This window comes from Bacillus sp. Bwzl_19 (assembly GCF_054900515.1).
Window position 1 is genome coordinate 2058313 of record NZ_CM142729.1, and the last position, 12696, is coordinate 2071008.

The following is a 12696-nucleotide window of genomic DNA, read 5'->3' on the forward strand; positions in this document are numbered from 1 at the left end:
CATTATCCTTTCGGTTTAAAAATAACAGCCACAAGAAATGCGAATAAAATCGCTGAAGATATGCCGGCGGAGGTAAGTTCAAAAATCCCCATGCCGATCCCGATAAATCCATGCTCGTGAGCTTGATGCATGGCGCCGTGCAATAAGCTGTGTCCGAAGCTGACGATGGGAACCGTCGCGCCCGCGCCTGCGAACTCGATAAATTTGTCATAAATGCCGAACCCGTCTAATAAGGTGCCGATGACCACAAAAGTTGTCATCACATGGGCGGGTGTCAGTTTAAAAATGTCCAGCAGCAGCTGACCGATAATACAAATGATTCCTCCGCAAACAAAAGCCAACAGATATTCCATTTATGATGCACCTCCCGCTCGCTCAAATACCACACCGTGGGCGATGGTCGGAATGGTTTCCTTCTGCTGAATCATTGTCGGACTTAAAAGCGCTCCTGTCGCGACAACGAGAACCCTGTTGAGAGACCCCGCTTTTAATTGATTAAAAATATGTGTGTACGTAACAAGCGCGGAGCAGGCGCAGCCGCTTCCGCCCGCAAATACCTGCTGATCCGGCGTATAGATGAGAAGACCGCAGTCATCGTGTTTCGTTCCGGCGGGATAGCCTTCTTCTTTAAGCAAATCTTTTAAAATCGGCGAGCCGACGCCTGAAAGGTCTCCCGTTAAAATCAGATCGTAATCATCCGCCGTACGGTTCAAGTCCTTCAGGTGCTGTTTGATTGTATCTGCAGCAGCGGGCGCCATGGCAGAGCCCATATCAAACGGGTCTGTAATCCCGAGGTCGCTTACTTTTCCCACTGTCGCGCTTGTAATCTTGATATCAGAAGGGTTTTGGCTGATGATGACCGCCCCTCCCCCCGTAACCGTTGAAGTGGCGGTATCCGGTTTTTGCCCGCCATACTCCGTCGGATTACGGAATTGCCGTTCTGCCGTCGCATTATGGCTGCTCGTGGCCGCAATCGCCCTGTTCGCAAAACCGCCGTCAATGAGTGCGGATGCGACGGCAACCGTTTCCATTGACGTCGAGCAGGCGCCGAACAGACAGAGGAACGGAATTTTCAGATGTCTTGCGACGTAATTGGCCGTCACATTTTGATTTAAAAGATCACCTGCGAGCAACAAATCAATATCGCTTTTTTTCAGGTTTTGTTTTTGCAAAGCGGAGTTGATGGCATCTTCCATTAATTGACGTTCCGCCATTTCCCAGTTTTTCTGATTGCAATGCATTTCATCGTATGTCTTATCAAACAGCGAGCCGAGCGGGCCGTCTTTTTCTTTCGGTCCGGCTGCCGTCCCCGCCGCATTTATAAATAACGGGTTTTCAAACACCCAGGTTTGCTTTCCGGTCAATTTCATTTTTTCTCCTCCTATGAAAACAGTTTTTCACAAGCAAACCGTATCAGGCCTACGATATAGGCCGCCACGACGCCGAATACAATGACGTTTCCCGCCAATTTAAACATGTTTGTCGCCACTCCGAGCACAAGCCCTTCACTTCTGTGTTCCAGAGCCGCGCTTGTCATACTGTTTGCAAATCCCGTCACCGGCACGGCTGAACCCGCTCCGGCAAATTGACCGAGTCTGTCATAAATGCCGAATCCGGTCAGCAGGGCTGAAATTAAAATAAGAGTGGCGGACGTCGGGTTGCCCGCTGTTTTTTCGTTAAAATTAAAAAAGTGGATGTAAAAATCTTGAAGAGCCTGCCCGATCAGACAGATCAAACCGCCGATCAGAAAAGCTTTGACACAATTCCAGACATATGGCGGTTTCGGCTGATAGTCTTTCACTTTTGTTTTGTAATTTTCTTTTAAGTTTGTCACGTCTGTTCCTCCTTATGAATGATGGATAAAATACAGCCAATGAAATAAAGAGCCGGCTATTTTGCCGAACACAATGGCCATCAGCAAAATGATGATTTTGCTGCCGAAGCCGATCCGTTTGGCAAGAATGGGAAGCACATTCAGCACTTCTGTAAGCGCGGCGGCCAGCATGCCGATAAACATGCCGGCCAAAAGCCCGACCGGAACGGCTAGCCATTCAGATAAAAAAAAATGATTCATATTTAAGGTTTCCCAGCCGCCAAACACAGCCCCTGAAATAACAGCCCCTTCGTAGGCCTGTACAAAGCGCATTGTTTTTGTCAGCTGCATAAGGCGGGGGACGATTCCCATAACGGTTAAAAAAGCCACAAAGCCCGCTCCCACGGTCAGCCCGCCGCCAAGCCCGACAAATATAACGAAAAGAATGCTAACGATCATGCAGATCTTTCATCGTTTCTTCATTTTCGTGCATTGCGACATAATGATCGAGATCAAGCTGATAATTAAACATCTCGACCTCCAGCGGGCTTGGCTCTTCATTCAGGCGTTTTTTGAAGATGTGATTGAAAAAGACGATCATACCGAGACCGAGGCCGATACTGTACGGAATCTGAAGCAGATACGGATATTCATTCCGTCTGCCCGTTATGATTTCATATAAGGCGATATGAACTTCTCTCATACTCACATCTTCATGAAAATTCATAATGGCGAGACATGAACCGATAAAAAGCAGCAGCCAGACACCGACAAACAAAACGGCTGACAGCTGCTTTTTCTGGTAATGAATTTCCACTATCGTTTCAGCGCCGCCGACGGTCTGTACATCAAGAGCGGGAAAAGCGGTATGAATGGCCTTCAGCACTTTTATAATGTCCAGCACTACGATATTTTTGTCTTTTTTCGTGATCTGATACAGCGGCAGTGCCGACAGTTTTTTTTTCAGCTTTTGCTGTCCCGCGATCTGCGCGGCGTCGCCGACTGTGATGATATCTCCGGTATGAGCCTTCACGCGGTGGCGAAGTCTGAGGAATATTCGTCTTTCCATCTTGCATCACCATCTTTCGGGTGGTTATATATGTAGTATGTGGTTCACTTTTGTTCTCATTCATCAGCGGCAAAAGACCATAAATTACCACTTGTGCACAAATAAAAAAAGCCGGCCCGTAAAAGGTCAGCTTTCCGTATGATCCATCTGCACTTTAATCTGCTTTAATATTTTTTTCTCCAGCCTCGATACCTGGACTTGTGAAATCCCGAGCCGTTCGGCTACTTCCGACTGGGTCTGGTCTTTGTAATACCTCAGATAGACAATGAGTTTTTCCCGTTCTTCCAAATCACTGATCGCTTCCTTGAGGGCGATTTTGTCAAACCACTTCTCTTCTGAATGATCGGCGATCTGATCGAGCAGGGTGATCGGGTCTCCGTCATTTTCATATACCGTCTCATGAATGGATGAAGGCGCCCGCACCGCTTCCTGCGCAAGCACCACATCCTCCGCATCAATTTCTAAATGATCCGCGATTTCCTGAACGGTCGGCACTCTTCCGTATGTTTTTGACAGCTCATCTTTCGCCCGGCGGATTTTATTGCCCAGTTCTTTTAAAGATCTTGACACTTTGACGGTTCCGTCATCACGGATGAAGCGCTGGATTTCTCCGATAATCATCGGCACGGCATAAGTTGAAAAACGGACATCATAGGACAAATCGAATTTATCAACGGATTTTAACAATCCGATACAGCCGATCTGAAACAGATCGTCCGGCTCATAGCCTCTGTTTAAAAACCTTTGCACGACAGACCACACAAGACGCATGTTTTTTTCTATGAGGAGGTCTCTTGCCTGCTGGTCGCCCTCTTGGCTCTTTTTGATTAATTCTTTGACTTCATGGTCCTTGAGCTGCGCGTTTTTGCTGTTTTTCTTAACCTCCACATCCATAACAAATCTCCTTAATTACAAAGCGCTTTGCTTTTTGATAGGTGTTTTGTTAAGCGTATCGTCGTCCCCATCTCCGGCGAGGAATCAATCGTGACATCATCCATGAAGTTTTCCATAATGGTAAAGCCCATTCCGGAGCGCTCAAGCTCGGGTTTTGTCGTAAAGAGCGGCTGGCGCGCCTCCTCCAGATCCGTGATCCCGAGGCCTTCATCCCGTATGGTCAGATAGACGACGTGATCCTCCAGCGTGACGGAGATGTACACCTTTCCGTCGCAGTTTTCTTCATAGCCGTGGATGATCGCGTTTGTTACCGCTTCTGATACGACGGTTTTGATTTCCGTCAGCTCGTCCATCGTCGGGTCCAGCTGTGCGATAAAAGAAGCAACCGTTACACGCGCAAACGATTCATTCTGACTGAGGGCTGAAAATTCAAGATGCATCTCGTTTTTCATGATGCCACCCCCAGCGTTAAAAGCGCTTTTTGTTCTGATTGTTCGAACCTGATAATTTTAAACAGGCCCGACATGTCAAACAGACGTCTCACCGCAGGCGAAATCGCGCACACGACCATTTCTCCGCCGAGCTGTTTAATTTGTTTATAACGTCCTAAAATCACGCCGAGGCCCGAGCTGTCCATGAAGGAAAGATCTTCAAGGTTCAGCACGATGTGACGGATGCCGTCAGCCTCCAGCGATTCAGTCACCTTTTGTTTTAATGATTCTGCCGTATGGTGGTCAAGTTCACCTGTTAATCGAATACAAAGCACGGATTCTTTGACATGAAAGTCAATTCCAAGGCTCATGCTCATTCCTCCTTGATATGATCGGATAATGAGTGTTTCGATTTTCGGGAAAGCAATTCCTTCACTATGACAAAACTAGTGCCCATTCGCCACGATTATTTAAATTTTGTCCAATCTCCCATCGTCCGCTTCAGAAAAGTGAGAAAACCCGCTTTTTCCATGTCGTCTTTTGCCGTGACGGGGCTTTCAACGAGCACTTTTCCGTCTTTTTTCAGAACGAGGCTGCCAAGCACCTCTCCTTTTTTAACCGGAGCCGTTACATTGCTGTTGATTTTCACTTCTTTTTTAACTTTGTCCATATTCTCCCCCTTTTTGGCTAAAAGGGAAATCGGTTCAGACGTGGTCAGCTTGATCAGTTTCTGCTTACCTTTTTTGACTTTGACCGATCCGACGATTTGATTCCGTTTATACAATGGATGTGTTTTGAACTGGCTGAAGGCATAATCAAGCATTTTTGTCACTTGGGCATTTCTTTCTTTCGGAGTGCTGGCTCCGAAAACGACTGCGATGACCCTCATATTGCCTTTTTTAGCGGTGGCAGTTAAACAATACTTCGCTTCGCCTGTAAAGCCGGTTTTCACACCGTCTACACCCGGATAAAATTTGATCAGCCGGTTTGTATTGACGAGCCAGAACTTTTTGTCTGTATTTTCTCTTAAATAATCCTCATACGTTCCCGTAAATTGAGTGATTTTGTCATACTTCAATAATTCCTTCGCCATTTTTGCCATGTCGTAAGCAGAGCTGTAATGGCCTTTTTCAGGCAGGCCTGTCGGGTTTTTGAAGGAGGTATCTTTCAATCCCAATTCTTTTGCTTTTTTGTTCATCCGGCTGACGAAATCCTCTTCCGAACCGGCGATATATTCTGCCATCGCGACAGATGCGTCATTTCCGGAAGCGATCGCAATTCCTTTGAGCATTTCTTTTACCGTCATTTCCTCTCCGGGTTCAAGGAAAATCTGCGAGCCGCCCATGGACGCGGCATGTTCACTCGTCCTGACTTTATCGCTCATCTTAATGTTTCCTTTGTCAAGCGCTTCCATGATTAAAAGCATGGTCATGATTTTTGTCATGCTTGCCGGCGCCAGGCGCTCCCGGCTGTTCTTATTGTAAAGAATGCTTCCCGTATCGCGTTCAATCAGCACGGCGCTTTTGGCTTCATGAGCGAGCTCCGATGTATGTTTTCCGTCCGGCTTTGCAAAAGCGGACGGTGCCGATGCGGTTAATAAAATGCCAATCAACAAAGTGGATATAAGACGTTTCATCTCCAAAGCCCTCCATTTCATAATCCTTTTTATTTTTTCCAAGCCCGGTGGTTTTATACGCCTCATCTGGAAAATGTTTCGTTTTGAGGGCACAAAAAAACAGCTGCTCCCGAAGAAACAGCTGCCTGATGTTTATTTATTTTTGAGATCGTGCGACTACGGCTTTTACAAGCTTCAAAAAGCCGCCTTTTACTTTTTCCGTCATTTCCATCACTTCATCATGGGATAACGGCTGGTCAAGAATACCGGCCGCAGCGTTGGAAATGCATGAGATGCCGAGAACTCGCATACCGGCATGGTTTGCGACGATAACTTCCGGCACAGTCGACATGCCGACAGCGTCAGATCCCATCGTTCTTAAAAACCGAACTTCTGCCGGCGTTTCGTAAGATGGTCCCGTAACAGCTGTATACACACCTTTTTGAACCGGAATGCCAAGCTCATCCGCCGTTTTTTCAGCCAAGTTTGACAGCTCTTTGTCATAGGCTTCTGACATGTCCGGGAATCTGACTCCGAATTCAGCTTCGTTCGGTCCGATTAACGGGTTGGTGCCCGTAAAGTTGATATGGTCGGTAATAATCATCAAATCACCGGCGCGGAATTCAGTGTTGATACCGCCGGCTGCGTTCGTCACGATGAGAGATTCAACGCCGAGCGCCTTCATCACGCGGACGGGAAACGTTACCTGATCCATTGAGTAGCCTTCATAGTAATGAAAGCGGCCCTGCATCGCGATAACCTGTACACCTTCAAGCGTACCCATCACAAGCTGGCCGGCATGGCCTTCTACCGTTGAGACCGGAAAATCAGGAATCGTTTCATATGTAAGCTTAACAGCTCCTTCAATTTCATCTGCCAATACTCCGAGCCCTGACCCTAAAATCAGACCGATCTTCGGTGTTTCTTTCACGTGTTCTTTAATAAATGCAGCAGCACGTTCGATCTTTTGTTTCAAAAAAAGTCCCCCTACTGTAATCTTGATAAAAAGCTTTTTCCGTATTCCGGCTTTTCTGTTTTGAAATTATCCGCAATGGTTGCGCCGATATCGGCAAATGTATCCGCAAGCGGCAGTTGTTCAGTGTGCTTATGCTTTTTGCTGTAGACAAGAAGCGGCACATACTCCCGCGTGTGGTCTGTCCCGTGATGGACAGGGTCGTTGCCGTGATCCGCCGTAATGATGAGCAGGTCGTCTTCTTTCATTTTTTCAAACACTTCCGGAAGCCTCGCGTCGAATTCCTCAAGCGCTTTTCCGTACCCTTCCGGATCACGGCGGTGTCCGTACAGCGCATCAAAATCAACGAGGTTGGCAAAGCTCAGACCCGTAAAATCTTCGCCGATCGTTTCAATGACTTTGTCCATGCCGTCCATATTAGATACTGTGCGGCGTGACGAGGTAATGCCTTCTCCATCATAAATATCAGAAATTTTGCCGATGGAAATGACGTCAAATCCGCTGTCCTTCATTCCGTTCATTACCGTGCGGCCGAACGGTTTGAGGGCATAATCATGGCGGTTCGGCGTACGCGTGAAGCTGCCCGGTTCTCCGACGAACGGTCTTGCGATAATCCGGCCGACCATGTATTTCGGATCAAGCGTCAGTTCTCTGGCCGTCTCACAGATGCTGTACAGCTCGTCAAGCGGAACGACATCTTCGTGAGCCGCAATCTGCAAAACGGAATCTGCTGATGTATAAACGATCAGCGCACCCGTTTCCATATGTTCTTTACCGAGCTCGTACAGAATCGCCGTTCCTGAAGCCGGCTTATTTCCGATGATTTTCCGTCCCGAACGCTGCTCAAGCTCCTGAAGAAGCTCATCCGGAAATCCTTCCGGGAACACTTTAAACGGTTTTTCAATATAAAGGCCCATAATCTCCCAGTGGCCTGTCATCGTATCTTTCCCGTTTGACGCCTCCTGCATTTTACCGTAGTACGCAAGAGGGTGCTCCGTTTTTTCCACTCCCTTAATGTCTCCGATCAGTCCGAGACCGAGCTGAGCCATATGGGGCATATGTAAACCGTTCATGTGCTCTGCGATATGTCCGAGCGTATTTGCGCCTATATCATTAAAATCGGCCGCGTCCGGCGCTTCACCGATTCCGACAGAATCCATTACGATCAAAAATACACGTTTATATTTGTATTCAGACATCATAAAAGCCTCCTTTTCTTCCATCTGTCCATTGTAGCTTACAGAGGTCAGACAACTCAAGTATAAACCGTTTACATTCTTATTGACAATGCCCATTCAAATAATAAGAACCTTCTCTGTATTCCGCCAATCCGACAGAAAAAAGCCGCAGCCCCTCTGGCAGCGGCTCCTAAGCACGCGGATGATACTGCTTGTACACGTCCTTCAGCCTTGTTTTCGACACATGCGTGTAAATTTGCGTCGTGGAAATATCGGCATGTCCGAGCATCTCCTGTACGGCGCGCAGGTCCGCCCCGTTTTCAAGCAGGTGCGTTGCAAAAGAGTGCCGGAGCGTGTGCGGTGTCAGTTCTTTTTTAATGCCCGCCTCAAGTGCGATTTTTTTCAGGTTTTTCCAGAATCCCTGCCGGCTGATCTGGCGGCCGTGATGATTCAGAAAAAGTGCTTCGGTCACGTTTTTCTTTAATAATTTCCCTCTGGCTTTTTCAATGTACGCTTCGATCGCATGGGAGGCGGCTTCACCGATGGGCACAATCCGCTCTTTCCGCCCTTTTCCGAAGCAGCGGACAAATCCCATCGTCAAATGGACATCAGATAATTTCAGCTCGATCATCTCGCTGACCCTGATACCCGTTGCATACAGCAGTTCAAGCATGGCTTTATCCCTGAGACCGAACGGACTGTCAAGCTTAGGCGTGTCCAATAACCGCTCTACTTCTTGCAGCGCCAGCACTTTTGGAAGCGCCCGCTCTGTTTTTTGTGTTTCAATATGTACCGAAGGATCTTTATCCGCGGCTTTTTCCCTTAACAGAAACTGATGAAAAGACCGGATCGACGCCAAATGTCTGGCAGACGTCTTACCGGATTTTCCGGAGTCCTTTAAATGCTTTAAATATTGAATAATATGAAGACGGGTCACATCATTCCATGAAGTGATCTGAAGGGTTTCAGTTAAGAAGAGAGAATAACTTTTCAGATCACGCTCATAGGACATCATCGTATTTTGGGACAGCCCTCTTTCAACCCTCACATAATGGATGAAATCCTTAATTTGATCCTTCACTCTTGATCTACTCCCCGTTTTGGTAAAAAAAGATCAATCGGCCGAACCAGCCGTCTTTCTCCTCATGTTCCGTTTTGGCCACTTTGACGGCGGAGCCTTCCGGTTTATCGTACCGATGATAGTTTTCATACTCTGAATTCACCCATATCATAGCATAATAGAACAGTGCGGTAAAACCTGTGAACAGAATAAACACTTTGATCGTATCCGCGGCTGTTTTTATGAATCTGCCCATCTTTCGATCGATCCTTTCTTTGGCGGCTGTTAGTACACCTTATGCCAATTTCAAAGGCTTTTATACATAAAAACAGCAAAAAACCCTTTCCTGACAGAAAAGGTTCATAGGCTTTTATTCTGTTTCATCCTCGCGGCAGCGGTGGCAGATTCCGTGAAAAGTCAATCTATGATCTTTAATTTTAAATTTCCAATCACGTTCAATCACTTCTTCAACGTCTTCAAGCAGATCTTCTTCAATTTCATCGACGGCTCCGCACTCCATACACACCAAGTGATGATGAAAATGGGCTGCGCCTTCTTTGCGAAGGTCGTAGCGGGATACGCCGTCCCCGAAGTTAATTTTATCAACGACTTTTAATTCTGTTAATAATTCTAATGTACGGTATACTGTAGCGAGACCAATTTCAGGAGATTTCTCTTTTACGAGGAGGTATACATCTTCTGCGCTTAAATGGTCTTCTTCGTTTTCAAGCAGCACTCTTACCGTTGCTTCACGCTGTGGCGTAAGCTTGTAGCTTGACGAGTGCAGCTGCTTTTTAATTCGATCAATACGGTTTTCCATGTCTTTCCCTCCTACGCCGCATTCCATGACTCATTATAACAAAATACGCGGAGAGTTCCAACTATAATTATTATAAACTGATAAATAAAAGTATTATTTTGTGATAATCATTCTAAAATATGCGCGATGACAGCTTTTCCATAAACACCGGAGACACGTAGGCTTCCAGCAGCGAAGCGATGACTGAGAAGAACACGATAAGAATCAGCACGAAGGCGTAGCGTCCGAACCATTGGATCGGCGCGTCATGAAGGCTGCGTTTGACAAACAGCTGCCGGATCAGTTTCAGCGAAAAAGCGATGGAGCATGTCCCCATGATAAGGTATGCCGGAATGAGAACGATGTTTTGCGGCAGCACCGAAATGAATGACAGGAAAAATCCGTTCATCCCCATTTGATTCACTAAAAATCCGACCGTGAAGCCGACGACGATTCCTTTCAAAAACACCATAATGAAAATAACCGGAAGACCGATAACGGAAATGCCGAGGATCCACATCAGACCCAAATATTTTACATCATGAAAGACGGCCTGCCAAAACATTTCTGAAGAGCCCGCATGTTTTCCGTCAGACAGCTGTCCGAAAAACTTGCTTAAATAGTAATACAAATCTTCTTTCTGCGTGATGGTCATGCTGTTGACAATGATTGCGCCGAAAATGACGCCCATTAAAAACAAAACGAACACAAATATATAAAGTGACAGATGATCCTTTACATGGCGAAAAAACAGTTCTTTGTACGATTGTTTTCTCATACCGCTTTCCTCCCGCTAATCTATTGACTTGATTTAGTAGATTGTATGAAAGAAAAGAGAAAACATGACAGAGAATCATAGAAAGGCGCGAGATTCCGGCATAAAAAAAGAACCCCCGTCATCACTCCGGTGATCACAGGGGTTCCTTTTTTTATGTTTTATTCTTTCCAGCCTGTCTTTTTTCGTTTTTGTCACTCTTTCATGCGTGCTGAAGGACGGCACCTCCCCCCTTGACAAGACTGCGTCACGCATTCCGTTTCTTCTGAGATGCTCCCGCATTTTTTTCGCTTTGCTCTTCGCCATGTGCCGATCGCTCCTTTTCCTTTTCTCTATCATAACAAAAAAATCCAAGTGCGTTCATGAATACGGCTTATGTTTCGTCCGGTAAGCGCGCAGAGACGTTTTGGCAGATGAAAAGCTCCCGATCGCGGCGTATCCGTAAAAGAATCCCATAAAAATCCCCGCATACACGTGTTCGTGGTGACCGAAAACGATAGACACAACATTTCCGACAACAAGGGCAATCGTAGGAACGAATATGCCAGGAACCCGGCAGAACACTTTGATCAGCTGTGTGACGCATAAGACGATCGGCACGCCGATCACAGCATCCCAAATATTTGTATGGATCAGCGGAAAATAATCCACATTGACACCTCTTTACTCCGTCTTTTGCTTTCTGTTAGCCTGCCAAAGAATTCCGCTTCCTATTCATATAAAAAAACAGCACCGGACACATATCCGGTGCTGCAAGCATTATTTATTTTCCCGCCGCGGCCCGTTCTACGGCTGCTGATACGGCCCGATGCACGTCCGCGTCCAAAGGCTGAGGCACGAGATCACCGTGTTTCGTGCAAGAGGCGATGGCTTCTGCGGCCGCCACAAGCATTTCATGGTCAATTTTCTTGCTTTTAGCGTTCAGCGCGCCGCGGAAAATACCCGGGAAGCCGAGAACATTATTGACTGAACGGCCGTCGGCTGCATAGGCGGCTCCGGCTTGTAATGCCTCTTCCGGTTCAATTTCCGGTTTCGGGTTAGATAAGGCCAGAATAACTTGTCCCTTTCTGACATCTTCTTTTTTAATTAGACCCGGAACTCCGGTAGTGCTGATCACGATGTCACACGTGTCCATTAAATCCTTGATGCTTCCGAGCGGCTGACCTCCGTATTGAGCGAGGCGGTTCATTGCGTCTTCCGACTTGTCCGTTCCGCAGACCGCTTTGACCCCGTATGCCATAAACATGCGGCAGATGGCGACGCCTGCCGCGCCGAGACCGATCTGTCCGACCTTCGCTTCTTTTAAATCAAGGCCGGCGCTTTTACAAGCGGAAATGGCGGCAGCGAGAGTGACGACTGCCGTGCCGTGCTGGTCATCGTGCATAACCGGAATGTCCAATTCTTCCTTCAGGCGGTCCTCAATGTCAAAGCAGTGAGGCGAACCGATATCTTCAAGCAGAATTCCGCTGAACCCCGGAGAAATATGTTTTACCGTGCGAATGATTTCTTCCGGATCGGAAGTATCGAGCAAAATCGGAATTCCGCTGATGCCTGCCAGCTGGTCAAAAAGCGCTGCTTTCCCTTCCATTACGGGCATTCCGGCGACAGAGCCGATATTGCCGAGACCGAGAATCGCAGTACCGTCGGTGACAATGGCGACAGAATTGCTGATTGTCGTATAGATGGACGCTTTTTCAGGCTCCTTTTCGATCAGTCTGCACACATCAGCGACGCCCGGTGTATAAACACGGCCAAGCTCAGCCAATGTTCGGATCGGCATTTTGCTCTTCATCTGAATTTTCCCGCCTTCATGGGCAGAGAGCACTTCATCTGAGACTGTGTGAAGCCGGATGCCTTCACCGAGAGCTTCAATGGCTTGAATGATTTCCTGCAGTTGCTCCTCATTTTCGGCCTGCACCGTAATGTTGCGCATCGTGTAGTTCGGGCCGACTTTTACGGTTTCAACTTCCCCGATATCTCCGCCCATCACTCCGATGGCGGTTGCCACTTTTCCGAGATTTCCGGGAACAGTCGGCGTTTCAATCATTAAAGTCCGAATCATATGCTTTGTAATCATGAAATGAACCTC

Annotated in this window: 18 protein-coding genes; all 18 read right to left on the reverse strand. The window is 47.1% G+C overall.

The features are described from left to right. Positions 1-2: 2 nt before the first annotated feature. The gene (gene spoVAE, locus ACW5MY_RS10860; protein ID WP_013352742.1) at positions 3-353 is read right to left on the reverse strand and encodes a stage V sporulation protein AE; all 351 of its coding nucleotides are present in this window, start codon (positions 351-353) and stop codon (positions 3-5) included. After that, positions 354-1370, reverse strand: coding sequence for a stage V sporulation protein AD (gene spoVAD / locus ACW5MY_RS10865; RefSeq protein WP_013352743.1), 1017 nt, complete (start codon positions 1368-1370; stop codon positions 354-356). 11 nt (positions 1371-1381) lie between these two features. Beyond that, positions 1382-1834 (reverse strand): stage V sporulation protein AC, encoded by a 453-nt coding sequence (gene spoVAC / locus ACW5MY_RS10870; RefSeq protein WP_007612334.1) that lies wholly within the window; start codon positions 1832-1834, stop codon positions 1382-1384. A gap of 12 nt (positions 1835-1846) precedes the next feature. Further along, a complete protein-coding gene (locus ACW5MY_RS10875; protein ID WP_003153350.1) occupies positions 1847-2272 on the reverse strand; it encodes a stage V sporulation protein AB in 426 nt (141 codons plus the stop codon). Beyond that, complete coding sequence (locus ACW5MY_RS10880) at positions 2262-2882, reverse strand: stage V sporulation protein AA (protein WP_013352744.1); 621 nt, start codon at positions 2880-2882, stop codon at positions 2262-2264. Before ACW5MY_RS10880 ends, ACW5MY_RS10875 begins: the two co-directional genes overlap by 11 nt. A gap of 126 nt (positions 2883-3008) precedes the next feature. Next, positions 3009-3776 carry an RNA polymerase sporulation sigma factor SigF gene (gene sigF, locus ACW5MY_RS10885; protein ID WP_003153348.1) on the reverse strand — a complete coding sequence of 256 codons (768 nt, stop codon included), beginning with the start codon at positions 3774-3776 and terminating at the stop codon, positions 3009-3011. A gap of 11 nt (positions 3777-3787) precedes the next feature. Then, positions 3788-4228: an anti-sigma F factor gene (gene spoIIAB, locus ACW5MY_RS10890; protein WP_003153347.1), complete on the reverse strand. Its 441-nt coding sequence runs from the start codon at positions 4226-4228 to the stop codon at positions 3788-3790. Further along, the gene (gene spoIIAA, locus ACW5MY_RS10895; protein ID WP_013352745.1) at positions 4225-4578 is read right to left on the reverse strand and encodes an anti-sigma F factor antagonist; all 354 of its coding nucleotides are present in this window, start codon (positions 4576-4578) and stop codon (positions 4225-4227) included. Before spoIIAA ends, spoIIAB begins: the two co-directional genes overlap by 4 nt. A gap of 95 nt (positions 4579-4673) precedes the next feature. Beyond that, positions 4674-5843 (reverse strand): D-alanyl-D-alanine carboxypeptidase family protein, encoded by a 1170-nt coding sequence (locus ACW5MY_RS10900; RefSeq protein WP_013352746.1) that lies wholly within the window; start codon positions 5841-5843, stop codon positions 4674-4676. A gap of 136 nt (positions 5844-5979) precedes the next feature. Then, the gene (locus ACW5MY_RS10905) at positions 5980-6798 is read right to left on the reverse strand and encodes a purine-nucleoside phosphorylase (protein WP_013352747.1); all 819 of its coding nucleotides are present in this window, start codon (positions 6796-6798) and stop codon (positions 5980-5982) included. 11 nt (positions 6799-6809) lie between these two features. Further along, a complete protein-coding gene (gene deoB, locus ACW5MY_RS10910; RefSeq protein WP_041481654.1) occupies positions 6810-7994 on the reverse strand; it encodes a phosphopentomutase in 1185 nt (394 codons plus the stop codon). Positions 7995-8163: 169 nt separating this feature from the next. Continuing rightward, positions 8164-9054: a site-specific tyrosine recombinase XerD gene (gene xerD, locus ACW5MY_RS10915; RefSeq protein WP_013352749.1), complete on the reverse strand. Its 891-nt coding sequence runs from the start codon at positions 9052-9054 to the stop codon at positions 8164-8166. Positions 9055-9061: 7 nt separating this feature from the next. Further along, entirely contained in the window at positions 9062-9289 is a 228-nt protein-coding gene (locus ACW5MY_RS10920) for a YqzK family protein (RefSeq protein ID WP_013352750.1), read from the reverse strand. A gap of 114 nt (positions 9290-9403) precedes the next feature. Continuing rightward, the gene (gene fur, locus ACW5MY_RS10925) at positions 9404-9853 is read right to left on the reverse strand and encodes a ferric iron uptake transcriptional regulator (RefSeq protein ID WP_013352751.1); all 450 of its coding nucleotides are present in this window, start codon (positions 9851-9853) and stop codon (positions 9404-9406) included. 112 nt (positions 9854-9965) lie between these two features. Next, positions 9966-10610, reverse strand: coding sequence for a stage II sporulation protein M (spoIIM, locus tag ACW5MY_RS10930; protein ID WP_013352752.1), 645 nt, complete (start codon positions 10608-10610; stop codon positions 9966-9968). A gap of 75 nt (positions 10611-10685) precedes the next feature. Beyond that, positions 10686-10913, reverse strand: a complete 228-nt coding sequence (locus tag ACW5MY_RS10935) for a hypothetical protein (RefSeq protein ID WP_462061608.1) — start codon at positions 10911-10913, stop codon at positions 10686-10688. A gap of 54 nt (positions 10914-10967) precedes the next feature. Then, positions 10968-11258 carry a hypothetical protein gene (locus ACW5MY_RS10940; protein ID WP_013352754.1) on the reverse strand — a complete coding sequence of 97 codons (291 nt, stop codon included), beginning with the start codon at positions 11256-11258 and terminating at the stop codon, positions 10968-10970. A gap of 112 nt (positions 11259-11370) precedes the next feature. Continuing rightward, complete coding sequence (locus ACW5MY_RS10945; RefSeq protein ID WP_013352755.1) at positions 11371-12684, reverse strand: NAD-dependent malic enzyme; 1314 nt, start codon at positions 12682-12684, stop codon at positions 11371-11373. Between the last annotated feature and the right edge of the window lie 12 nt (positions 12685-12696).

What these genes read in the sequence shown, in the direction of transcription:
- spoVAE (WP_013352742.1), bottom strand. Translation starts at nt 353, where the DNA reads ATGGAATATCTGTTGGCTTTTGTTTGCGGAGGAATCATTTGTATTATC.
- ACW5MY_RS10935 (WP_462061608.1), bottom strand. Translation starts at nt 10,913, where the DNA reads ATGGCGAAGAGCAAAGCGAAAAAAATGCGGGAGCATCTCAGAAGAAAC.
- spoIIAA (WP_013352745.1), bottom strand. Translation starts at nt 4,578, where the DNA reads ATGAGCCTTGGAATTGACTTTCATGTCAAAGAATCCGTGCTTTGTATT.
- spoVAD (WP_013352743.1), bottom strand. Translation starts at nt 1,370, where the DNA reads ATGAAATTGACCGGAAAGCAAACCTGGGTGTTTGAAAACCCGTTATTT.
- fur (WP_013352751.1), bottom strand. Translation starts at nt 9,853, where the DNA reads ATGGAAAACCGTATTGATCGAATTAAAAAGCAGCTGCACTCGTCAAGC.
- ACW5MY_RS10945 (WP_013352755.1), bottom strand. Translation starts at nt 12,684, where the DNA reads ATGATTACAAAGCATATGATTCGGACTTTAATGATTGAAACGCCGACT.
- ACW5MY_RS10880 (WP_013352744.1), bottom strand. Translation starts at nt 2,882, where the DNA reads ATGGAAAGACGAATATTCCTCAGACTTCGCCACCGCGTGAAGGCTCAT.
- spoIIAB (WP_003153347.1), bottom strand. Translation starts at nt 4,228, where the DNA reads ATGAAAAACGAGATGCATCTTGAATTTTCAGCCCTCAGTCAGAATGAA.
- sigF (WP_003153348.1), bottom strand. Translation starts at nt 3,776, where the DNA reads ATGGATGTGGAGGTTAAGAAAAACAGCAAAAACGCGCAGCTCAAGGAC.
- deoB (WP_041481654.1), bottom strand. Translation starts at nt 7,994, where the DNA reads ATGTCTGAATACAAATATAAACGTGTATTTTTGATCGTAATGGATTCT.
- spoIIM (WP_013352752.1), bottom strand. Translation starts at nt 10,610, where the DNA reads ATGAGAAAACAATCGTACAAAGAACTGTTTTTTCGCCATGTAAAGGAT.
- ACW5MY_RS10900 (WP_013352746.1), bottom strand. Translation starts at nt 5,843, where the DNA reads ATGAAACGTCTTATATCCACTTTGTTGATTGGCATTTTATTAACCGCA.
- ACW5MY_RS10875 (WP_003153350.1), bottom strand. Translation starts at nt 2,272, where the DNA reads ATGATCGTTAGCATTCTTTTCGTTATATTTGTCGGGCTTGGCGGCGGG.
- ACW5MY_RS10920 (WP_013352750.1), bottom strand. Translation starts at nt 9,289, where the DNA reads ATGGGCAGATTCATAAAAACAGCCGCGGATACGATCAAAGTGTTTATT.